This window comes from Candidatus Nitrosopumilus sp., from assembly GCF_029882185.1.
Lineage (GTDB): Archaea > Thermoproteota > Nitrososphaeria > Nitrososphaerales > Nitrosopumilaceae > Nitrosopumilus.
This window is the reverse complement of sequence record NZ_JAOULD010000008.1, coordinates 1-20769: the sequence shown is the minus strand read 5'-3', so window position 1 is coordinate 20769 and position 20769 is coordinate 1. Positions and strand designations below refer to the sequence as shown.

The following is a 20769-nucleotide window of genomic DNA, read 5'->3' as shown; positions in this document are numbered from 1 at the left end:
ACAGAATAATCTAAAATTATTGCTCAACAGTTTCACCAAATATTTTCTCAATTCTTGTAAACCCATCACATGAATTGCATTTTGAGGACTCCTTGAACAACACATCACCGTCATGAAATTTCCTTTTTGTCAATGTGCCGCATTTAACGCATTGTTCTACAGTACATACAGTTGTAATTTTTTTCTTTGAAAAGATCATTGTGGAACTCCTGCAGTATTTCCAACACCAATTATTAACACAGATTGACCAGAAGTGGTATTTTCACGAATCATTTCAAAGACTTGTCCACGTACATCTTCAGCAGTATCAGCAATTTCTTTAGTCATCAAAGTAATTGCTTCTTTGATAGATTGTTTTACAACAATAGAAAATATTGGGATTTTTTTACTTGTGGCAATTGCCTCAATTTGGAATCTTTCAATACCAATACCTCCAATAGCTGCACCAAAGCCCTGAGCAGTTATTGCAGAATCTTCACCCTCCATTTTCAGTGCAGCATCAATCATGATTATTGCATCAAGTTTGTTTTCTGAAATGATTGCTTCAAGGGCATCTGCAGGCCTTCCAACAGTAGACCCAGGACCTTCAGCTTTTAAAAGAAATAATTTTCTGCCTTCAAAATCAATTTTTGTAAGAGATGTTTGAAATGCAATATTTTCTTTTTTATGTTCCAACATCATTTTCCCAACAACCATAGGTCCAATTCCGTCACCCACTGGTTGACCAGATTTGAATGCAGGAATTGCATCTTTCATAGCTTCTGCTTGTTCCATGATAAAAGGAAGAATCATTTGTAATGGTAAAATCAAAGGATAGTTGTTCTGTTTTTTAGCAGTCAAGAACATGTGATTGATAATCTTGTATATCATTTGTAACGAGGATGCAATTTCAAGTAAAGTTTGAACTTTAGTCAACTCAAGATCACTTATTCCAGGAGACATTGCTTTTACATGATCTCGAGTGTAATCTTCTCTAGATCTAACAGTGTGTTGCACTTTGTCAACAATGCCATTAGGATCCATGTCAACTGGCATAATGGTAAAATAATCTAAAAACCGATCAATTTTTTTTAAAGAGTCGTTTTGTATTTTGAGATTTTTTTGAAGATAATCAATTAATTCATTTTTGGATTCTTCTCGAAAACTGTTCAATTTTTCAATTCCTTTTTTAATTTCTCTTGATGTGACAAAGAGCTGGATTTGTTGTCCATAAAATACGAAGAGAATTATTGGAAGAATCCATATGAGCATCATTAGAGGATTGGAATCATCACTCATTGAAAACAACTGATCAAAATCAAAATTTGTAAAATTCACTAGGATCAACAACTCTCAGAACCAAATTAAAGCATTCGTCCCTGTTTCAAAGATCAGATTACAGTAAAGAATTCAAAAAAAAGGTTTTGTGGCTGATTAATGGCGAGTGCTTTTATTATAGTTAAAATACAAAAAAAGCCGAATATGCCACAAACAAAACCTATCGTGAGTGTAGAAAATGTTGTAGCCTCAGCAGACGTTATGCAAAAGATGGATTTGAATGAAATCACAAAGACTTTTCCAGATGTAGAATATCACCCGGATCAATTTCCAGGATTAGTGTTCAGATTAAAAACCCCAAAAACTGCAACGTTGATTTTCACTTCAGGAAAAATGGTATGTACTGGTTCAAAATCTGAAGAAATGGCCAGAAAAGCAGTAAAAACAGTAGTACAAAAACTTCGAAAAGGAGGCATCAAAGTCAAAAAAGATGCAGTAGTCACAATTCAAAATATTGTAGCATCAATCAATCTTGGTGGAAAAATCCATTTAGAGCAAGCTGCAAGAACATTGCCACGAAGTATGTACGAGCCAGAACAATTTCCAGGACTTATCCATAGAATGCTAGACCCAAAGACAGTGATTTTGCTTTTCTCATCAGGAAAGTTAGTGTGTACCGGGGCTAAACAAGAACCAGATGTATATCGTTCTGTAAATAACCTACATGCATTATTAGAAGAAAAAGAATTAATGATTTATGATTAACATCGTAAGTCAAAACTTATTTTCATAAATTTTTAATTTTTATTGTATTGATTATTTGATTGGACTTCCTAAAGGAACATCTTCTGCAACAGTCAACCAAAATGGTTTATCATCAACATCTGCTGCCAATAACATTGCATTTGATTCTATACCAGCTATTTTTTTAGGTTCAAGATTTGTAAGAACAATTACTGTTTTTCCCACAATGTCTTCAGATTCAAAGTATTGTGCACCGCCAATAATTACATCACGTTGATCATCATTTCCCAAATCAATGGTACCTTTAATGATTCGAGATTTGCCTTCAATAGGTTCAGTTGAAATAATTTTTGCGACCCTAAGATCTAATTTTGCAAAATCATCATAAGATATTGTAGACATGTTAACCTCTAATTTTTCCCGTTAAAATGAATTTCGAATGTCATTGTAAATCTTTTTTGTTAATACCACTGGTTTCAATTTCATATCTTAAAGCGGCAGGAAGTTCCATGTATTTTTTGTTAACTAGTTCAACAATTTGATCTTCGGGAACGTTGACTTTATTCAATAATTTCCCTCGTTGATGAGCATATGCATTTTTCCAAAAACCTGCACCATCCAAGGTTTCAATTTTTGGCATGTATTTTGTGGGTTTCATTTTCTTTCAAATTTTAAGTGACTGTGACGGAAGAATGGCAAACGCCATTGGAACTGGAGTTAATGTTCCGGATTTTAGGCATGTTACCCATCACAGTCTATTTGAGATGTTGTGGGAATCTAATATATTTAATGCGAGACATAAATGGATATAGAACATGACTACAATTGATGTTGAAATTGAGATTAATGCAAATATTGACAAAGTGTGGGATATTGTATCAGACATCGACAACGAGCCAAAGTTTTGGAAAGGAACCAAAGAAGTGAGAAATATTTCTAAAGAAGCAGGCATAGTCAAACGAGAAGTGACAATAGCATTCAGAGACCAAAAATGCTTACAAGAAGTCAAAATTCAACCCAAAGAAAAAATTGAAGCGATATTCACCAAAGGAATCATTGATGGTAAAAAGATCATATCACTTACATCCAATGGTGAAAAAACTAAACTCACAACACATTGGGATATCAAACTAACTGGCATGATGAGCATGTTTACAGGGATGATAAAAAAGCACATCAAAAGTGGAACAGAGCAGGCCATGCAAAGCATAAAAGAAGAAATTGAGAGATAGTTTTCATGGATTTGATTTTAGATATTTTTAATTATTCCATAGTTGCAATTTTAATCGGAATTTGTGGAGCATGGATATTTCTTATCAAAACCATGACAGATTCTTTTAGATTTACACCCTACTTGGACAGATTTGAAAACAAATCAAAAACAAATCCCAAAGTATCGATAATTTTACCAGCTAGAAATGAAGAAGAGTTTATTGGAAAATGTTTAGATTCTCTAATTCAACAAGATTATGAAAACTATGAAATCATTGCAATTGATGATTCATCAGAAGATTCAACATGGGACATAATTTCAAAATATGCAAGCAAGCATCCCAAAATTGTTCCAGTTTCTGCAAAACCAAAACCTGAAGGATGGATGGGGAAAAATTGGGCATGTATGGAAGGTTACAAAAAATCTACAGGAGAACTTTTGTTATTTACAGATGCAGATACCAAACATGCAAAAAATATCATCACACTTGCAGTATCTCATTTGAATTCTTTTGATTTAGATGCATTATCTGCAATTCCAAAAATGCTTACATTTGATTTTTGGACGAATATCACACTTCCAATGATTTCGACATTTCTACATACTAGATTTTCAGCACTAAATGTTAACAATCCAAAAAAGAAAACAGGATATTTTTTTGGTAGTTTTTTCATTTTGAAAAAAACAACATATCAAGAAATTGGTATGCATGAAGGCGTAAAACAAGAAATTATTGAAGATGGAGCACTAGGGAAAAAAATGAAAGAGGCAGGATATAAAATGAAAATGGTACGTGCTGAGCATCTGGTTGAAGCTATTTGGGCACGGGATAAAGATACTTTATGGAATGCGTTGAAGCGACTAATGGTTCCATTGTATCTTCAAAGCAGTAAGATAGCAATTGGCATATTTTTTGCAGTCACATTTTTGCTATTTGTTCCATTTCCAATATTTGTAACATCTCTAGCATTCCCAGTTGAAACGATATCTGCAAAAATGCTTTGTATGACATCAGGTATTGCTTCAATTCTGATTTACATCGGAGCAATTATCGAAGTAAAAACAGGATTGGAATTAAAATTAAGATATGCATTATTTGCACCCATTGGAAGTTTGGTTGTGGTTTTAGGATTTTTGAGCGGATTATTGCAAGCCAAAAAATCATCATCAGTTACTTGGAGAGGAAGGAGTTATTCTATGAAAGATCATACTCAAAGTTCAATCAGTATATAGTAATCCTTTTAGATAGAAAATAAGAAATAAAAAATCTCATGGACAAAACAGGAATGTTTGTAGGTGGGGTCATAGGAGCTATGGGAGCAATTGCAATTATTGCAGTATTATTCATTTATCTACCAGGATCATTGAATACTGAAATCAGTATAATTGATGAATCCACAAATAATGTAATTGCAGAAGCAACTCCATTATTTTCAAATAGTTTATCATTGATTGAAATTTTTGAAAAATCAGAGCCAGGAGTGGTCAGAGTAAATGTTCAAAGAGGAGAATCCGAAGATGTAACAGGGGGAGTAGGATCAGGTTTTGTATTTGATAAAAAAGGACACATTATAACAAATGCTCACGTAGTAAAAAATGCAAACAAAGTAGTAGTTACATTTCTTGATGGCAGATCATATAATGCAGAAATTATTGGAACTGATGAATATACAGATCTTGCAGTGATCAAAGTTAATGCAGATTTACCATTACTGCATCCATTATTGATTGGAGATTCTTCAAATCTTAAAGTTGGAGAGAATATTGCTGCAATTGGAAACCCATTTGGATTATCAGGTTCCATGACTTCAGGAATTGTTAGTCAATTAGGGAGATTATTACCATCAGGTTCAGGATATTCTATTCCAGATGTAATTCAAACAGATGCTGCAATAAATCCAGGCAATTCCGGAGGACCTCTGCTTAATATGCGTGGAGAAATTGTCGGCATCAATACGGCAATACAATCAGCCACAGGAGAATTTACAGGTGTAGGATTTGCTATTCCATCACAAACAGTAGCTAAAATTGTTCCAACACTAGTAGAAAAAGGAGAATACAAACACCCATGGATCGGAATTTCAGGCAGAGATATTGATCCGGACATGGCAGAGATATTGAATCTAAAAGACGCCATAGGATTTTTAGTTATCACAGTTGTTGAAGACAGTCCAGCATCTAATGCAGGATTGATTGGATCAGAGAAAACCATTGAAGTCAATGGAAGAAACTATCCAATGGGAGGAGACATAATTTTAACAGTAGATGGAATAGAAGTAAGAAAGATTGATGATATTTTGATTCATCTCCAAAGAGCAAAATCAGTAGGAGATGAAATGATTCTAGAAGTGTTAAGAGACGGAAGAACAACAAATATCACAATTGTGCTTCAAGAAAGACCAAATGGAAATTAATTTGATACAAGCATAAATACTGCCTAACAAGAAATTATTTTGTTGCACGATCTTGTCTTTGATTCTGAGAGTTTAAACAATATTTTAGAAAACAAACCAGTGTCACGTCAAGAAGTAAGTGATATCTACCAAAAAGCAATAGATAGTCCAAATGATTTGTTTTCAGCATCTCAAATTTTAAGAAAAAAATATAAAAAAAATACAGTTACATTTTCTAAAAAAGCATTTTTTAATATTATTAATCTCTGTAAAGATACCTGCTCATATTGCACCTACAAAGCAGAGCCAACAGAAACAAAACTTTCTTTGATGTCAAAACAACAAATTTTAGAATTGTTATTGCTTGCAAAAAAATATAGATGTGTTGAAGCCCTTTTTGTTACAGGAGAACAACCTGAACAAAAATATCAAGAAGCACGAGACTGGTTAAGAGAAAACGGATTCAAAACCACAGTAGAATATCTAATTCATGCTTCAGAACTTGCATTAGATACAGGATTGTTCCCACATACAAATGCAGGCAACCTAAATTATGAAGAGATGAAAGAATTGAAAAAAACAAATGTCTCAATGGGGGTAATGCTTGAAAATGTAAGTGAACGATTAACAGAGAGAGGTATGCCACATCATCTAGCATCAAGTAAAAGGCCAAAAGCAAGATTGGAAATTTTAGAAAATTCCGGAAAACTAGACATTCCAATGACTACAGGCATCCTAGTAGGTATTGGAGAAACAATTGATGAGATAATTGATTCGATATTTGCAATAAAAAAACTCAATGACAAATATGGGAATATTCAAGAAGTAATTTTACAAAATTTCCAGCCAAAACAAGATACTAAAATGAGAAACGAGCCATCAGCGGATGAAAAATATTTCAAGATAGTGGTCTCATTGTCCAGAATCATCATGCCACAGATGAACATACAGATTCCTCCAAATTTATCCCCCAGATCATACCAGAGTTTCTTATCAGTAGGGATTAATGATTGGGGAGGCATATCACCATTGACTCCAGATTTTGTAAATCCAGAATTTTCATGGCCTGAAATTAACAAAGTCGATGAAAATTCAAAAAAAGCGGGATTTGATTTGAAATGCAGGTTCCCAATATACCCAGAATACTTTTCTTCAATTAGCAAAGAGTTAAGAGATAAGATGTCAGTAATTGAAAATGAGGATGGATTCGTAAAAGAGGAGTATTGGAAATGACAATCAATATAGATTCACTTTTGAAAAATGCAGACCCAATAGTTTCAGATATTCTAAACAATGCATTATCAGAAAAGGAAATATCTGCGGATGAAGGATTGGTGTTGTTTAATGCCAAAGGGATAGACTTCCATTTAGTAGGGCTTGTTGCAAATGAATTAAGAAGAAGAAGAGTAGGAGATACTGTATCCTATGTAGTTAATAGAAATATCAATTTTACAAATGTCTGTATAAAACAATGTGGATTTTGTGCATTTAGTAGAGACTTTAGAGAAGAAGAAGGATATTTTTTGCCCAATGAAGAAATTGTACGTAGAGCAAAAGAAGCTTATCAATTAGGAGCAACTGAAGTTTGTATCCAGGCAGGATTGCCACCAGATATGAAGGGAGATATGTATGAAAATATTTGTAAAGATATCAAAAAAGAGATTCCAGATATTCATATTCACGGGTTTTCTCCTGAAGAAATTTTGTATGGTGCCACACGCTCAAATGTTTCAATCCAAGATTTTCTAAAAAGAATGAAAGACGCTGGAGTAGACACATTGCCTGGAACATCTGCTGAAATCTTGAACCAAAAATTAAGAGACAAGATCTCGCCTGGAAGAATAAGCGTAAAAGACTGGGAAACAGTCATCAAAAGTGCTCACAAAATAGGAATCAATACAACTTCGACCATGATGTTTGGCCATGTTGAAACACTTGAAGATAGAGTAAAACACATTGCGAAATTAAGGAATATTCAAAAAGAGACAAGAGGATTTACTGAATTTGTTCCACTCAATTTCATCCACACAGAAGCTCCAATGTACAAACACGAATTACATGAAGGTATCAGACAAGGAGGAAGTGGTAATGATGTATTGTTAACTCATGCTGTTGCAAGAATTATGTTAAATAATTTTATCAACAATATTCAGATGTCATGGGTAAAAGAAGGGCAAAAAATGTCTCAGCTGTTACTAATGTGGGGAGCAAACGACTTTGGAGGAACTCTGATCAACGAAAGCATCTCAACTTCTGCAGGTTCAGAATATGGTCAATTGTTAAGACCAAAAGAAATTAGAAGAATGGTAAAAGAAATGAGAAGAATTCCAGCAGAAAGAGATACAAAGTACAACATCATAAAAAAATTTGAAGGTAATGAAGAAATGGAAGATAAACTAGATACGGTCACAGATACACAGTTTGGATCTTATGTGGAATTGATTAAAATAAATAAATTTAATTATAAAAATCCTAGGAAGCAATAATTTGTCAGCCTTAGAAAAGGCACTTCAGCATTCAAAGAAAATAGGGATTGATGAATGTGAGATTGTAAAAGTCAAGAAAAAAATTACAACTGTCAGAATTACAGATTCAGAAATTGTAGAAATCAAACAAAATTTTGACGAGAGTTTCGGAATCAGATTAATTCAAGATAAAAAAATCGCATCAATCCAAACAACAAACAAAGAAGAAATAGAAAAAACAATAGATACCGCATTTAAAACATTTTCAAATCTCAAAACGCGGGAATTTTGGGGAGGATTACCACATAAAACAGAATACAAAGTGTTGATTGGTACATTTGATGAGAAATTAGATCAGATTTCAGGCTCAAAAAGCAGGGATATCGCACAAAATATGATTAATTCATCCATCAACGACAAGATAAGTGCGATTACAGGATCACTTAACATAGTATCAGAAAATTTTGAATTGATGAATTCAAACGGGTTAAGTTTCAAAGATAAAGCAACATACATTTCAGGATTGATCAATGTAGAATCAGAATATGGAGAAACACCAGTGTCAGGAATTGGATATGCAAATGGAAGAACACTATCAAATTTTTCTGCAGAACAAATAGGAACCGATGCAAAGACAATGTGTATAGAATCTATTAATCCAAAAAAAATTAATCCAGATTCATGCTCTGTAATTTTCGAACCATATTCGGTGGGAGAGATATTAGCATTTGTGATGGCTGCAAATTTTAATTTCAAAACATTTTCAGAAAAAAGAAGTTGTTTTTCAAAGCATCATGAAAAAGAGATTGCAGTTGAGCAATTTAGTTTGATTGATGACCCACACATCCCAGATGGAATTGGAACAAAATCAATTGATGATGAAGGAATTATAACAAAAAAAAGAAATCTGATAGAAAAAGGTATTTTCAAAAATACATATTCAAATCTTTTTGATAGTTACAAAGAAGGAAAACAGCCAACAGGTAATGCATCACGTGTAGGATCACCAATGGGAAGAAGTGCAGAGCCAATTCCAATGACAGCACCGCATAATCTTAAAGTCATTCCAGGGGATCAGTCACAAGAAGAAATGATAAAAGAAACAAAGCAGGGATTGTTAGTGGGAAGATTATGGTATACATATGCAGTAAATCCAATCAAAGGAGACTTTTCATGTACTGCAAGAAGTGGAATTAGAATTATCAAAAATGGGGAAATAATAGGCCCAGGAAGATCAGTAAGAATAATTCACAACCTGCCTACAATGATGAAAAATATTTCTGCAATTGGAAAGAATTCAAGAAATGTGATTCAGTGGGCATCTCTACCATCAATCACGCCGTCATTGAAGGCAGAAGATATCTCAGTAAGCCCCATCTAGACCCAAAATATAGGCACAAATCACTTGAAAAATGTGACTGCAAGATATGCAACATATCCAATTGTAAGACAAATACCAATGGTTCTGCTAATAAATCCAGTTTTTATCGCAATTAGCAAAGATAAACTGAAAACAATCATAATCGTATAATCAAAATAAACATCAGCACCTATGACCACACCACCTAGCGCTGCACCAACTCCCATGATCATCAAAATATTGTAAATATTACTTCCAATGATATTTCCAACACCAATATCAGCATGCCCCTTTCGGATTGCAATAACTGATGTGATTAATTCCGGAAGTGAGGTTCCAATTGCAATGACAGTTAAACCGATTATTGTCTCAGATAATCCAAATTCTTTTGCCAAGATTACAGCATTGTCAACAGTTAGTATTGCACCAACATACAAAAGAACAACACCAATCCCAATCAATCCCGCAGACTTTAGATAAACATTATTGGTATTCGGAATTATTTCCTCTTGGTTTTCGTCTCTTTGCTTCATGGCATCTTTGTAGGTATAATATCCAAACACCCCCAAACCAGCAAGTAGCAAAACACCATCATATGTAGAAAGTTCCCCATCAATTGAAAGTAAAATTAAAAGTATTGAAACACCAAGCATGATAGGAATTTCTTTTTTTAAAATAGATTTCCCTACAGCAAGAGGAACAAGAATTGCGGCAAGACCTATTACCATCCCAACGTTTGCAATGTTACTACCTACAATATTTCCAAGAATAATCGCACTATGCTCTCCAGCCGCGGCAACACTTGCTGCAAGTTCGGGAGTAGAAGTTCCATATGCAACAATAGTCATACCAATTACCAAATTGCTGATACGAAATTTCTTTGCAATTGCAACACCGCCATTAACTAACCAATTACCACCAAAGCACAGCATCACTAATCCCACAACGGTAAGAATTACACTTATTGCGATTTCCACAAAAAGTGTATGGATTCTGGTTGTTTAAACCAGAGGATATGCTATAATTTCACAATTCAAACAATTCAAGCTATTCTAAAAATAGCCGATCCAGGCACAAAGAGGTGTAAAAAACCAGCTGAGAAGATCAATAAAGCTCAAGTTAAAGACTAATAAGGTAATGTACCGTACCATACGGTATGATGCGAGCAAGACTAACATATGTGCCACTAGAAGTGGCAGACCAATTCGAGGATTTTATAATACATAGAGATGAGCAAATTCTTGATGCAGTAAAAGCAAGAACAAAAGACTACAGCACACTATCTTTGTTGAAATTATTATATCAACTAAGAGGAAACCCAATGACATTTTCTGACTTGTATTCAAAGTCAAAGATAAGAATGAAAAAGTCATTTTTGAATTATTTACACTTGTGTGTAGATTACAACTTTATCAAAAAAGAAGCAGTAGGAGCAAACGTAATTTACACAATCACAGACAAAGGGAGAGTCATGTTGAATTTGTTCATGCAAAAAAATGATTATGTGTGTTGATTCAATACATGAGACTAGAAGACAATTTCAAGAAGGGTTTTCGACTAATTTTAATTTAAAAGCAAGTATGAAAACAACAGTATGATGAAGAAAGTAGAAAAAAAGGCAGACTATAAACTTCCAAAAAAAAGACTGCAGAAAATCCTAGTGCCACTTGATGGTTCAAAATTTTCAATCCATTCTCTAAACTATGCAATAAATCTAGCAAAATTTACAAATTCAAGAATTGTAGGAATTTTTGTGGTGCCATCTGATGACACACCTGCTCCAATAGATGATCTTCTAAACCCACTCTCATCAATATCTACTCAAGGATATGAAACAAAAACGATCAAGCAAGGACAAAAGATTTTGGAAAGCGCTGAAAAACGATGCAAGCAAAACAAGACAACTTTTTCAAAAAAGATCCTATTTGGAAATCCAGGAAATCAAATTGTCAAATATGCAGAAGATAAAAAAACAGGCATAGAATTAATCATAATGGGATCACATGGACATGGTCATGCAGGAGAAATATTGTTAGGAAGTGTATCATACAAAGTGGTCCACAAATCAAAAAAACCGGTAATGATAATAAAATAAAAAGATAATTAACAAAAAACCAGCAAAACTACAAAAAGAGATATTTTCACGAATGATTTTCTAAAAATCATTTAACTTTTCAGAGAATTAATATGAATAGATGGAATTTGTAGAAATAGAGATAGTCACAATAGTAATACTTGTAGGATTTTATGCTCTTTTTAGCGGTCTTGAGATTGCAATAGTAGGAGTCAGACGTTCCAGAGTAATCAGAATGTACAGAAAAAAAATTCCAGGATCATCACCTCTTTACAAATTGAAAATGAATCCAGCCATGATGACCTCCAGTGTCAATCTAGGAAATACTCTAGTAAATGTTGCATCATCCGTACTTGCAGCAGATGTTGCAATAAAATTACTTGGAAATCAGGGAGTGGGAATAATAATCGGAATAATGACATTTGTTATTTTGGTTTTTGGAGAGATATTGCCGAAAACATATTGTAATGTCAATCCCGAAAAAGCATCACTTAGATTCAGCAAAGTGTTATTGGCATTCACTTATGCAATGTATCCATTTGTAAAAGCTTTAGAATATCTCACAATGTCAATATTGAAGATTTCTGGAGGATATTCTCCAAGACCCAAACCAATTACTGAAGAAGAAATTAAAGAAATTGTAGATATGGGATATGCCGAAAAAGCAATAGAAAAAGAAGAAAGAGACCTCGTATGGAACGCACTAGAATTTGATGACAAGCCAATTCAAGACGTCATGACTCCAAGAGACAATGTTTTTTCATTAGATGGGAAACTAGCACTATCAAAAGTAATATCAAAAATCGAAGACAGAGGATTCTCAAGAGTACCTGTTTTTGATAAAACATCAGAGAAAATTACAGGAATATTGCATATATTGGATATTTTTAAAATCCCAGAAAGAGAACGTAAAAAAACAATAATTAAAGAAATTGCCAGAACACCATTTTTTGTATACTCTAATGAAAGAATCAGTAATCTCCTCATAGAGTTAAAGAAAAAAGATATGCATATGGCAATCGTCATAGATGAACAAGAAAAATTAGTAGGCATAATCACAGTGGAGGATTTGTTAGAGGAGATTGTCGGAGATATTACAGGAGAAGCAAAGAAGAATTGAAGAGATCAAATAACGAACATCATTCTTTTTTCACAATTAACTCATCAAATATCTCCTCAGCAAAGTAATTAGACAGAATAAATCGACGTAAGCAGTGCAAAAAGAATTCCCAGAAGCTGAAGTGTATGAAATCAAAAAGATAGAATTGAACAGTCCGATAATTTTTGCAGGATTTGTAGGAGCAGGATTAGTAGGACCAGTTGCAATCAACCACATCATCACAGAATTAGAAATGACCGAGATTGCAGTGATGAGATCAAAATATCTTCCACCATCAACTGTGTTTATGAGAGGCAGACTACGACACCCATTTCGATTTTATGCAAACAAAGAAGGAACAGTTTGTGCGATAATCTGTGAAATAACATTAAGAATGGAAGGACTATACACATTAGTATCTTCAATTTTAGATTGGGCGGCTCAGAAAGGCTCCAAAGAAATCGTGATTTTAGACGGAGTTGCAAGCACAGAACATGATGACAAAGCATACTGTGCTGCAGAAGAAGATCTGGTAAGAACAATGGCAGAAAAAAACATCAGCATGATCCCACAGGGATTCATCACAGGAATTCCGGGAGGCATACTAAATGAGTGCCTAGTAAGAGAAATTCAAGGACTAACATTACTGGCAAAAGCAAACAGTGCAATCTCAGATCCAGCAGCAGCTGCAACACTAATTGAAGCACTAAACCGATTTTATCATATGAAAATAGACACATCGGAATTACAAAAAGAAAAAGATAGGATCAACACAGAATTCAGCGAATTGTCTCAGAAATACATGGAGCATAGAGAAGAGACAGTTGGAATGTACATGTGATCAAAATACAGGGCAAATTCTTTTATTCACATCAGATACGCAACAAACTATGGCTTTAACCTACAAAAAAGCAGGAGTAGATATTTCTAAAATCAAACAAAGCCAAAAGGCAATTGGCAAATTAATTGCATCAACTCACAAACTCCAGAAAAAAGCAAAGATGACACAGGGTTTTGGTCATTATGCAGGAATCGTAGAAATCCCAGGAGGAAAACTATTAGCAACACATACTGACGGCGTTGGAACCAAAGTAGTAATTGCAAATATGATGAAAAAATACAACACAATAGGCATTGATTGTGTTGCAATGAATGTAAATGACATAATCTGTATTGGGGCAACTCCAATTTCATTTGTGGATTATATTGCTGCAAACAAAAACGATGTAACGATATTCAAAAAAATTGTGGAAGGATTAGTAACAGGTGCAAAAAAATCAGCAATGCCAATCGTCGGAGGAGAAACAGCAATCATGCCAGATGTAATAGAAGGCAAAGGGTTTGCATTTGATTTGGCAGGAATGGTGGTAGGACTGTTGGAAAAAAAAGAGATGGTTCTTGGAAATAAAATCAAAGCAGGAGATGTAATTATTGGGGTAAATAGTTCAGGGATTCATTCAAACGGATACTCACTTGCAAGAAAAGCACTACTTTCAAAATATTCTGTCAATGACAAAGTTAAAGGAGTAGGAATCATAGGAGACGCGTTACTCAAACCTACAGAAATCTATACCAAACCAGTTCTTGAAATTAATCAAAAATGTAAAATCAATGGATTTGCACATATTACAGGAGGGGCATTTACCAAACTATTACGCCTCAAAAACATAGGCTATGAAATAGACTCTTTGCCAAAAATTCCACCAATCATGGGACTCGTTGAAGAACAAGGAGTAAAACCAGAAGAGATGTACAAGACGTTTAACATGGGAGTGGGATTTTGTGTAGTAGCACCAAAAGATCAAACAAGTAGAATCAAATCAATATTCAAAAAATACAAGATAACAAGTCAAGAGATAGGACAAATTATTTCCAAAAAAGGGGTTTTTGTAAATTCAGCAAAAATTGCCTAAGTTAATCAAACTATCATTCATTAAAAAATAAACAGGGTTAATTCAAAATCAAAACTGCGCCGCGGAAATTCTTGGAAACGTCTTCGATAGTGCTAGGATAATGCATTTTTTCATATTTTATTTTGTTTCTCATTCCCATAATTATCAAATCAATCCCATGTTTTTCTGCATATTCGAGAATAGCATGTGCAGCTATATCATTTTTAATAATTTTAAACACAGGAGACACATCATGTTTTTTTGCATATTTTTCAAGAGTAAGATGATCATTCACCACAGCTTTCTGTTCTTTTTCCAATTCCTGCTTGTCAGTTTTAGTTTTGAATAATCCAAAAGTAGAACGTTCCTCCATACATGTTAAAACAGTAATTTTTGATTGTATGACTTTAGATAACATTACAGCTTTTTTGAATGCTTTTTGACTTCCGGCACATCCATTATATGGTACTAAAATATGATCAAATGTTTCAGTCATCTTATTTTCCTATATCTAATAACAAAATAGGACATGCTGTACTCTCAACAATTTTTCGTGAAACACTACCAAGAGTTAACAAGCTTTTAAGACCTTTCAGTTTTCTTCTCTTTGCCATAACAACAAGATCAGCATTCTCTTTTTTTATTGCTTGAAGAATTTCTTCAGATGCGGAACCAATAACCACCTTCAGACGGGCGTTAATCCCATTTTCTTTACAAATCTGTATTCGTTTTTCCATTTCAGGAATCATTTCTTTTCTAATTTCTTCATTAGCAGTTTTAATGTCTTTGAATAATCTTTCTCGTTCAGATGAGGATAGTGCAAATGATGGAGGATGTTGAATTTCTTCAACCACATGCAACAACACAATATCAGAGGATGAAGACTCTGCAATAAACATAGCATGATCTAGAGCTATGTCTCCACCGCCAGTACCAGCATGAGGAACAAGAATTGTCTTATACATAGAAACCAATTTTTTTCATGATAAATAAACCTAAGAGTAGTTTGTCATTAGTGCCTATGAATAATATCAAATTTGGTTTTCTTTGTAGTCAGAGACTTTGCAATAGGGATTGTTTTATCAGCTAGTCGTCTTATTTCTAGCTCAGATTTTTCAGGATATTTTATGTGAAGACACTCATGGTATAATGTATTTACAGTTTCAACTTTAGGTTCTGATGCCAGATGAGGGTTTAGCCATATTGTGCCACACTCTTTGATACACTCAGCCCAAACTTCATTGGGTTTGATATTATTTTTATAGACATAGTTTGAAAAATGTTTTCGATCATAAACGAGTACCGGTTGGATTTTCATTTTCAGGATGTTTTCAAAGGCATTAAGCAGTGTTTGATGCCATTCCCTGTCATTTGCAGAAAATTTGAATTTCATATCAAAGCATCTCGTCTAGTATTAAAAATATTTGTCATTCAATAGAGATTCTAGACCTCATCGATCACTACAGTATCAAAATTGCCCCCATCACAGTGAGGACAGCTTGTTATGATAGATACACCAGCTTTTTTAGCAAATACATTTCCGCAAGATTTGCAAACACGTAATTCACTCAAATTGATCATAAATCTAATTGAACAGACTGCTAAATAAGATATAAGGCTAATTCCATATTCAGAGATCGTATTACATTAACTGGATTTTCAGTTTTTGCAATCAAAATTATTAGTAATGCCCCAATAAAATAATTTTCAACACAATATCACCTTATATGACAGATTTTCTAGTATTAATTAGGAAAAGATGGCAGAGGCACAATTTATTGAAACCATTATCGGGGTAGGCATTCTCCTTTTTGCAGCCAAATTAATGGCAGAACTTTTCCTGAGATTGAAATTGCCAATTGTATTAGGAGAATTGCTAGCAGGAATGATCGTAGGACCGTTTGCACTAGGAGCATTCTTCGTAGTAGATGGAAGGCAATTACTTCACATCAATGACGAAATCAAAATCCTTGGAGAAATGGGAGCAATTGTTATTTTGTTTATGGCAGGATTAGAAATGACACCAAAAGAATTTCTCAAAGGAGGAAAAGCATCATTTACAGTCGGGACATTAGGGGTAGTAGTTCCATTCTTTGCAGGGCTTGCAGTATTTCAGATGTTTGGATTTGACGCATTACAATCAATGCTTATTGCAACAGCACTTACAGCTACCAGTATTGCAATATCAATTCAGGTTCTAAGTGAATTTGGAAAAATCAAAGCACCAGAAGCTAGATTGATCATAGGTGCAGCAGTGGTAGATGATATTTTAGCAATTGCAGTATTATCAGTCGTATCATCAATTGCAGGATCCGATGGAGGTGTAGATAACATCGACATTTCAGAGATAGTAATTACAATTTTACAAGTATTAGGATTCTTTGCAATAATGTTAGTGGTAGCAGTGGTCGTAATCCCAAAAATAATCACTCCAAGATTATGGAAAGCAAAAGGTAGTGTTGAAGGTATTGCCACTGCATCGTTCTTTGGGGCAGCAGCACTTGCAGGATCTATAGGTCTGTCACCAATTGTAGGAGCGTTTGCTGTAGGTATGGCCCTTTCAACTACCAAAGTATTTGAAAAGGTAGAGAACTATGTTGGAAAAATAGGATTGATTTTTGCGCCATTATTCTTTGCAATTATTGGAGCACAAGTAGACCTAAGAGCAGTGGATTTGAATATTTTGATGTTAAGTGGAGTGATAATTGTTGTTGCAATTGTTACAAAGTTATTTGGATGCGGATTACCTGCAATGTTCTTCTTGAAAAACAAAGCACAGGGAATGAGAGTTGGAATAGGAATGATTTCAAGAGGAGAAGTAGGGTTAATTGTTGCAGGAGTAGGAGTCACAGCAGGGATTCTCACATCAGAAGTATATTCCACAATTGTAATCATGGTAGCAGTAACCACAATTATTACACCTATTTGGTTAAAAATGGAATACAGGAAAGAACAGAAAAGGGGAGATAGTTCATCAAAAGAAATAGAACAAAAACCAGAATGAGTAGAAGACATCTTAAATTATATACGAAAATTATTATAAAAATACATGCATATGGAAATAATGGGTGAAAAAATTGACTGTAGACTATGAAGAACTAACAAAACAAGTTCTCAATATGCAGCCAGAGATAAAATTTGCAGCAGTGGTAAATGTCAAAGGAGAGATTGTTCATGGAGGACATAAAGAAAATGTAGAGCAATTGTTAACTGGAGACAATAGTAAAATGTCAATTCATTATGCCATACAAAAGAGAGACATCTATACCAATTTAGCATATAAGATAGGTAAGGAAAAATCAGCAATTACTGAATTTGAAAAAGCAATAATCATCAGTGTTCCAATAAGCTCAAATGAATTATTTTTAGTTCGTACAGATAAAGGAGTGGATTATTTGAAAATAGTCGATTTCATATATTCAAAATTAGATCCTCAAAAATACATTCGTGAAGAAATTAAGGTCATCCAAGAAGAAATTGAGGAATTAAGAAATCTTAAAGAAAATATGGAGTCAGATAAAAAGACAGCAGTAAAGAAAAAGCCAGCTAAAAAGACAGTAGCAAAGAAAGAGGTTGTAAAGAAAAAGCCAGCTAAAAAGACAGTAGCAAAGAAAGAGGTTGTAAAGAAAAAGCCAGCTAAAAAGACAGTAGCAAAGAAAAAGGTTGTAAAGAAAAAGTAGTAAAACTCAAAAGGAAAAACAGCTAGTCGTAGATAATCATCATTTATACCAAATTATTTAACGAATTTATGTCCAAAACAGTATAACTATTCATGAATAATCTAGACCCTGTTGTATCCAAAGCATGTGACGAAATTACGAAAAATTTGCTTACAATTCAAGAACCTAGTAAAAAACAAGTAAAAGAAGAAATTATAAAAATTTGCACAAAATATTCACTTGAAAGAATTCCTAGAAATTATGAAATTCTATCAATGGCAAAAGAAGGGGATTTTGATAAATTAAAAAAAGTATTGTTAAGAAAGCCTGCCAAAACAGCATCAGGAGTATCAGTAGTTGCACTAATGCCAAAACCATATGCGTGTCCACACGGACGTTGTACATATTGTCCAGGAGGAATTGAATTTAATTCCCCAAACAGTTACACAGGAAAAGAACCATCATCACTAAACGCAATAGAAAACAAATTTGATCCTAAATTACAAATCACATCAAAAATTGAAAAACTGATTGCATTTGGACATGATCCATCCAAAATGGAAATAGTGATTGTAGGAGGAACATTTCTCTTCATGCCAAAAGATTACCAAAGAGAATTCATCAAATCATGTTATGATGCGCTTAACGGAACAGATTCAAAAGATTTGGAAGATGCAAAATCAAACAATGAACATGCATCGATAAGAAACGTAGGATTTACAATTGAAACAAAGCCAGATTATTGTAAAAAAGAACATGTTGATCTAATGTTAAGTTATGGAATTACAAGAATAGAGATCGGAGTTCAATCATTACAAGAACGTGTTTATGAAATAGTTAACAGAGGTCATAATTATAACGATGTGGTTGAATCATTTCAAATTTCAAAAGATGCAGGATATAAAATTGTCGCACATATGATGCCAGGATTACCAACGATGACACCAGAAGGAGACATTGCAGATTTTAAAAAATTATTTTCAGATCCACAATTACGTCCAGACATGTTGAAGATTTACCCTTCACTTGTAATCGAAAATACACCGCTCTATGAAGAATACAAGCAAGGAAGATACACCCCATATTCTGATGAAGACATGATCAAAGTTCTAACTGAAGCTAAAAAAGATATTCCAAAATGGGTAAGAGTTATGAGAGTTCAAAGAGAAATATCACCTAAAGAGATCATCGCAGGTCCCAAATCAGGCAATTTAAGACAAATTGTGCATCAGAATCTTGCCAAACTAGGATTATCCTGTAAATGTATCAGATGTAGAGAGGCAGGATTATCAAATAAAAAATCAAACAACAAAGTAAAACTAAACCGAATTGATTATGATTCATCAGGAGGAAAAGAAGTATTCTTGTCTTATGAGGACAAAAATGAATCGATTTATGGATTTTTGAGATTACGAAAACCCAGCGCTGATGCACATAGAGATGAAATTGATCAAAATACATGCATTGTAAGAGAAATTCATGTTTATGGAAAATCATTGAAGCTTGGAGAAAAAGGAGAAGACGAGATTCAACATTCAGGATTAGGGAAGAATTTGATGAAAGAAGCTGAGAAAATATCTAAAGAAGAATTCGATGCAAAGAAAATTCTAGTAATTAGTGCTGTAGGTACAAGAGAATATTATCAAAAATTAGGGTATTCGTTATATGGGCCATACATGTCCAAATCGTTGAACTAGTGAGAAAAATGACAGAGCAAGACATCATAGGGAAGGGAACTTGGATTGACAAATTAGCTTCAGAATTATTAGAACGTGAAAAGACTCTTGGAAGAAACATGGATCTTTTAAGAGTGGAAAGCGGTTTGGGAGCATCTGGAATTCCACATATTGGAAGCTTAGGTGACGCAGTTAGAGCATATGGAGTAAAACTTGCACTGGAGAACCTAGGATACAAATCAGAATTAATTGCTTATTCAGATGACCTGGACGGATTAAGGAAAATTCCAGAAGGCATGCAAGAGTTGGGGTTAGAAGAACATATTGCAAAACCAGTATCACTCATCCCAGATCCTTACGGTTGTCATGATTCCTACGGAATGCACATGAGTAGTATTCTATTAGAAGGATTAGACAAGGTTGGAATAAAATATGAATTTAGAAGAGCAGTGGACACATACAAACAAGGATTACTAAAAGATCAAATCCACACAATATTACAAAATAGCACAAAAATTGGAGATAAAATTTCAGAATTAGTAGGACAGGAGAAATATCAGAAATATTTACCATATTTTCCAGTTTGTGCAAATTGTAATCGTCTTTACACAGCAGAAGCTACAGAGTATATCTCAGATGAAAGGAAAGTAAAGTACTCATGTCATGATACAGAAATTGGTTCAAAAAAAGTCAAGGGATGTGGCCATCTAGGAGAGGCAGATATTGGAAAAGACCTTGGAAAATTAGCTTGGAAAGTAGAGTTTGCTGCAAGATGGACTGCATTCGACATTAGATTTGAAGCATATGGAAAAGACATAATGGATTCAGTTAAAGTGAATGACTGGGTCGCAGATGAAATTTTAGGATTTCCACATCCACATCATGTAAAATATGAAATGTTTCTAGATAAAGGAGGGAAAAAGATTTCAAAATCACT

The 20769-nt window shown here is 34.0% G+C and carries 25 protein-coding genes; 16 read left to right on the top strand and 9 right to left on the bottom strand.

What is annotated here, in order from left to right; translation table 11 throughout:
• Window positions 1–16: 16 nt before the first annotated feature.
• On the bottom strand, window positions 17–199 hold the full coding sequence (locus OEW78_RS03850; RefSeq protein ID WP_300324341.1) for a hypothetical protein: 183 nt from the start codon (window positions 197–199) through the stop codon (window positions 17–19).
• Entirely contained in the window at window positions 196–1317 is a 1122-nt protein-coding gene (locus OEW78_RS03845) for a DUF1512 domain-containing protein (RefSeq protein WP_300324338.1), read from the bottom strand. Before OEW78_RS03845 ends, OEW78_RS03850 begins: the two co-directional genes overlap by 4 nt.
• A gap of 144 nt (window positions 1318–1461) precedes the next feature.
• On the opposite strand from OEW78_RS03845, the gene OEW78_RS03840 reads away from it, so the two are divergent.
• Window positions 1462–2022: a TATA-box-binding protein gene (locus OEW78_RS03840; RefSeq protein WP_300324335.1), complete on the top strand. Its 561-nt coding sequence runs from the start codon at window positions 1462–1464 to the stop codon at window positions 2020–2022.
• A 51-nt stretch (window positions 2023–2073) separates the two neighbouring features.
• Here OEW78_RS03840 and OEW78_RS03835 read toward each other — a convergent pair whose 3' ends face one another.
• Window positions 2074–2403: a tRNA-binding protein gene (locus OEW78_RS03835; protein ID WP_300324332.1), complete on the bottom strand. Its 330-nt coding sequence runs from the start codon at window positions 2401–2403 to the stop codon at window positions 2074–2076.
• Between the two features lie 40 nt (window positions 2404–2443).
• Window positions 2444–2641: a hypothetical protein gene (locus OEW78_RS03830; RefSeq protein ID WP_300324329.1), complete on the bottom strand. Its 198-nt coding sequence runs from the start codon at window positions 2639–2641 to the stop codon at window positions 2444–2446.
• A gap of 175 nt (window positions 2642–2816) precedes the next feature.
• Here OEW78_RS03830 and OEW78_RS03825 point away from each other — a divergent pair, with 175 nt between their 5' ends.
• Genes OEW78_RS03825 through OEW78_RS03800 form a run of 6 tightly spaced genes read left to right on the top strand, consistent with a single transcriptional unit; the run spans window position 2817 to window position 9453 of the window.
• The gene (locus OEW78_RS03825) at window positions 2817–3233 is read left to right on the top strand and encodes an SRPBCC family protein (RefSeq protein ID WP_300324326.1); all 417 of its coding nucleotides are present in this window, start codon (window positions 2817–2819) and stop codon (window positions 3231–3233) included.
• A 5-nt stretch (window positions 3234–3238) separates the two neighbouring features.
• On the top strand, window positions 3239–4447 hold the full coding sequence (locus OEW78_RS03820) for a glycosyltransferase (RefSeq protein ID WP_300324323.1): 1209 nt from the start codon (window positions 3239–3241) through the stop codon (window positions 4445–4447).
• 38 nt (window positions 4448–4485) lie between these two features.
• Window positions 4486–5628, top strand: a complete 1143-nt coding sequence (locus OEW78_RS03815) for a trypsin-like peptidase domain-containing protein (protein WP_300324320.1) — start codon at window positions 4486–4488, stop codon at window positions 5626–5628.
• Window positions 5629–5670: 42 nt separating this feature from the next.
• Entirely contained in the window at window positions 5671–6840 is a 1170-nt protein-coding gene (gene cofG, locus OEW78_RS03810; RefSeq protein ID WP_300324317.1) for a 7,8-didemethyl-8-hydroxy-5-deazariboflavin synthase subunit CofG, read from the top strand.
• The gene (cofH, locus tag OEW78_RS03805; RefSeq protein WP_300324314.1) at window positions 6837–8093 is read left to right on the top strand and encodes a 5-amino-6-(D-ribitylamino)uracil--L-tyrosine 4-hydroxyphenyl transferase CofH; all 1257 of its coding nucleotides are present in this window, start codon (window positions 6837–6839) and stop codon (window positions 8091–8093) included. The genes cofG and cofH overlap by 4 nt, the downstream gene beginning before the upstream one ends.
• A gap of 1 nt (window position 8094) precedes the next feature.
• A complete protein-coding gene (locus tag OEW78_RS03800; RefSeq protein ID WP_300324311.1) occupies window positions 8095–9453 on the top strand; it encodes a TldD/PmbA family protein in 1359 nt (452 codons plus the stop codon).
• 20 nt (window positions 9454–9473) lie between these two features.
• On the opposite strand, the gene OEW78_RS03795 is transcribed toward OEW78_RS03800, so the two are convergent.
• A complete protein-coding gene (locus tag OEW78_RS03795; RefSeq protein ID WP_300324308.1) occupies window positions 9474–10409 on the bottom strand; it encodes a calcium/sodium antiporter in 936 nt (311 codons plus the stop codon).
• A 179-nt stretch (window positions 10410–10588) separates the two neighbouring features.
• Here OEW78_RS03795 and OEW78_RS03790 point away from each other — a divergent pair, with 179 nt between their 5' ends.
• From OEW78_RS03790 to purM, 5 genes are all read left to right on the top strand, one after another.
• Window positions 10589–10945 (top strand): hypothetical protein, encoded by a 357-nt coding sequence (locus OEW78_RS03790; RefSeq protein ID WP_297442965.1) that lies wholly within the window; start codon window positions 10589–10591, stop codon window positions 10943–10945.
• An 84-nt stretch (window positions 10946–11029) separates the two neighbouring features.
• Window positions 11030–11527 (top strand): universal stress protein, encoded by a 498-nt coding sequence (locus tag OEW78_RS03785; RefSeq protein ID WP_300324304.1) that lies wholly within the window; start codon window positions 11030–11032, stop codon window positions 11525–11527.
• A 100-nt stretch (window positions 11528–11627) separates the two neighbouring features.
• Window positions 11628–12626 (top strand): hemolysin family protein, encoded by a 999-nt coding sequence (locus OEW78_RS03780; RefSeq protein ID WP_300324301.1) that lies wholly within the window; start codon window positions 11628–11630, stop codon window positions 12624–12626.
• A 94-nt stretch (window positions 12627–12720) separates the two neighbouring features.
• Complete coding sequence (locus tag OEW78_RS03775; protein ID WP_300324298.1) at window positions 12721–13446, top strand: PAC2 family protein; 726 nt, start codon at window positions 12721–12723, stop codon at window positions 13444–13446.
• A 49-nt stretch (window positions 13447–13495) separates the two neighbouring features.
• On the top strand, window positions 13496–14518 hold the full coding sequence (purM, locus tag OEW78_RS03770; RefSeq protein ID WP_366523029.1) for a phosphoribosylformylglycinamidine cyclo-ligase: 1023 nt from the start codon (window positions 13496–13498) through the stop codon (window positions 14516–14518).
• 37 nt (window positions 14519–14555) lie between these two features.
• Here the strand turns inward: purM and OEW78_RS03765 are convergent, their stop codons facing one another.
• From OEW78_RS03765 to OEW78_RS03750, 4 genes are read right to left on the bottom strand one after another with little or no spacing between them, the layout of a single operon-like run.
• Window positions 14556–14993 (bottom strand): universal stress protein, encoded by a 438-nt coding sequence (locus OEW78_RS03765; protein ID WP_300324292.1) that lies wholly within the window; start codon window positions 14991–14993, stop codon window positions 14556–14558.
• 1 nt (window position 14994) lies between these two features.
• Window positions 14995–15462 carry a universal stress protein gene (locus tag OEW78_RS03760; RefSeq protein WP_300324289.1) on the bottom strand — a complete coding sequence of 156 codons (468 nt, stop codon included), beginning with the start codon at window positions 15460–15462 and terminating at the stop codon, window positions 14995–14997.
• A 47-nt stretch (window positions 15463–15509) separates the two neighbouring features.
• A complete protein-coding gene (locus OEW78_RS03755; RefSeq protein ID WP_300324286.1) occupies window positions 15510–15890 on the bottom strand; it encodes a hypothetical protein in 381 nt (126 codons plus the stop codon).
• Window positions 15891–15940: 50 nt separating this feature from the next.
• Entirely contained in the window at window positions 15941–16078 is a 138-nt protein-coding gene (locus OEW78_RS03750; RefSeq protein ID WP_300324282.1) for a hypothetical protein, read from the bottom strand.
• A 178-nt stretch (window positions 16079–16256) separates the two neighbouring features.
• Between OEW78_RS03750 and OEW78_RS03745 the strand changes: the two genes are divergently transcribed.
• The 4 genes from OEW78_RS03745 to lysS all read left to right on the top strand — a co-directional run.
• On the top strand, window positions 16257–17501 hold the full coding sequence (locus OEW78_RS03745; protein WP_300324279.1) for a cation:proton antiporter: 1245 nt from the start codon (window positions 16257–16259) through the stop codon (window positions 17499–17501).
• A gap of 64 nt (window positions 17502–17565) precedes the next feature.
• The gene (locus OEW78_RS03740) at window positions 17566–18177 is read left to right on the top strand and encodes a DUF6659 family protein (RefSeq protein ID WP_300324276.1); all 612 of its coding nucleotides are present in this window, start codon (window positions 17566–17568) and stop codon (window positions 18175–18177) included.
• A gap of 92 nt (window positions 18178–18269) precedes the next feature.
• Window positions 18270–19853: a tRNA uridine(34) 5-carboxymethylaminomethyl modification radical SAM/GNAT enzyme Elp3 gene (locus tag OEW78_RS03735; RefSeq protein ID WP_300324273.1), complete on the top strand. Its 1584-nt coding sequence runs from the start codon at window positions 18270–18272 to the stop codon at window positions 19851–19853.
• An 8-nt stretch (window positions 19854–19861) separates the two neighbouring features.
• Window positions 19862–20769: lysine--tRNA ligase (gene lysS / locus OEW78_RS03730; RefSeq protein ID WP_300324270.1), on the top strand; the 908-nt coding region annotated here is incomplete at its 3' end.

Bases quoted from the DNA above. Each gene is read 5' to 3' on its own strand.
- OEW78_RS03780 (WP_300324301.1), top strand. From the start codon at position 11,628: ATGGAATTTGTAGAAATAGAGATAGTCACAATAGTAATACTTGTAGGA.
- OEW78_RS03735 (WP_300324273.1), top strand. From the start codon at position 18,270: ATGAATAATCTAGACCCTGTTGTATCCAAAGCATGTGACGAAATTACG.
- OEW78_RS03820 (WP_300324323.1), top strand. From the start codon at position 3,239: ATGGATTTGATTTTAGATATTTTTAATTATTCCATAGTTGCAATTTTA.
- OEW78_RS03815 (WP_300324320.1), top strand. From the start codon at position 4,486: ATGGACAAAACAGGAATGTTTGTAGGTGGGGTCATAGGAGCTATGGGA.
- OEW78_RS03785 (WP_300324304.1), top strand. From the start codon at position 11,030: ATGAAGAAAGTAGAAAAAAAGGCAGACTATAAACTTCCAAAAAAAAGA.
- OEW78_RS03835 (WP_300324332.1), bottom strand. From the start codon at position 2,403: ATGTCTACAATATCTTATGATGATTTTGCAAAATTAGATCTTAGGGTC.
- OEW78_RS03790 (WP_297442965.1), top strand. From the start codon at position 10,589: ATGATGCGAGCAAGACTAACATATGTGCCACTAGAAGTGGCAGACCAA.
- purM (WP_366523029.1), top strand. From the start codon at position 13,496: ATGGCTTTAACCTACAAAAAAGCAGGAGTAGATATTTCTAAAATCAAA.
- OEW78_RS03830 (WP_300324329.1), bottom strand. From the start codon at position 2,641: ATGCCAAAAATTGAAACCTTGGATGGTGCAGGTTTTTGGAAAAATGCA.
- OEW78_RS03750 (WP_300324282.1), bottom strand. From the start codon at position 16,078: ATGATCAATTTGAGTGAATTACGTGTTTGCAAATCTTGCGGAAATGTA.
- OEW78_RS03755 (WP_300324286.1), bottom strand. From the start codon at position 15,890: ATGAAATTCAAATTTTCTGCAAATGACAGGGAATGGCATCAAACACTG.
- OEW78_RS03850 (WP_300324341.1), bottom strand. From the start codon at position 199: ATGATCTTTTCAAAGAAAAAAATTACAACTGTATGTACTGTAGAACAA.
- OEW78_RS03745 (WP_300324279.1), top strand. From the start codon at position 16,257: ATGGCAGAGGCACAATTTATTGAAACCATTATCGGGGTAGGCATTCTC.
- cofH (WP_300324314.1), top strand. From the start codon at position 6,837: ATGACAATCAATATAGATTCACTTTTGAAAAATGCAGACCCAATAGTT.
- OEW78_RS03765 (WP_300324292.1), bottom strand. From the start codon at position 14,993: ATGACTGAAACATTTGATCATATTTTAGTACCATATAATGGATGTGCC.
- OEW78_RS03840 (WP_300324335.1), top strand. From the start codon at position 1,462: ATGCCACAAACAAAACCTATCGTGAGTGTAGAAAATGTTGTAGCCTCA.
- OEW78_RS03760 (WP_300324289.1), bottom strand. From the start codon at position 15,462: ATGTATAAGACAATTCTTGTTCCTCATGCTGGTACTGGCGGTGGAGAC.
- OEW78_RS03825 (WP_300324326.1), top strand. From the start codon at position 2,817: ATGACTACAATTGATGTTGAAATTGAGATTAATGCAAATATTGACAAA.